The organism is Pseudomonas sp. AL 58 (assembly GCF_036348395.1).
Taxonomy (GTDB): domain Bacteria; phylum Pseudomonadota; class Gammaproteobacteria; order Pseudomonadales; family Pseudomonadaceae; genus Aquipseudomonas; species Aquipseudomonas defluvii.
In genome coordinates this window covers 1-619 of the sequence record NZ_JAZBQR010000069.1, presented here as the reverse complement: position 1 = coordinate 619, position 619 = coordinate 1, and the positions used below count along the sequence as shown (strand labels likewise).

At 58.3% G+C, this 619-nt stretch carries 1 pseudogene; it reads right to left on the bottom strand.

Features of this window, described 5'->3' with window-relative positions:
• Window positions 1-94: 94 nt before the first annotated feature.
• Window positions 95-619: pseudogene (locus UIA24_RS23080) on the bottom strand (DUF5801 repeats-in-toxin domain-containing protein); the annotation flags it as partial.

The following is a 619-nucleotide window of genomic DNA, read 5'->3' as shown; positions in this document are numbered from 1 at the left end:
GGGTTCGGCCATGCAGGTCTTGTATTCGATTGCCAGGAAGCAATGCGAGGGTGGTTTCTACGCCACCCTCGCATCCTGTACTGCGCGCAGTACCTCAGGCACCGCCAAACACAATGTCGCTATTCAGAACATCGACTCCGACCAAGGTGATCGTCGTTGTTTGTCCGCCGGACTCGGCGATCGTCACGATGCTGTCTGCACCGGCGTTGTTGATTGATTGGACAACCGCGTTCTGGTCGCCGTTGAGCACCAGCGTGTCTCGGTGACCGGCGGTCACATCGAAGCCGGTGACCTGATACTGGTTCTCTGTGAGTGACAGATCGACGTTGAAGGCATCACGCGCACCGCTTGTTCCAACCAGCGTGAAGTCGAAGGTGGCGTCGGCCGCATCGTTGGCAAACAAGTCGGCGTTAAAGGTACTCGTCGCCGAGTCCCCGTCCTTGTCGGTCACCGTCGCGTTGAACGTCAGCTTGACATCACTGGCCAGGTTCTCGCTTTCCTGAATGAACTCGATCACCGGTATCTTGATCTCGCCTCGGCCCATCGTCAGTTGAACCGCGTCGATCAGTGCCGTTCCTTCCCTCTCGATGAGGAAGGACACCTGTCCACCGGCCTCCGG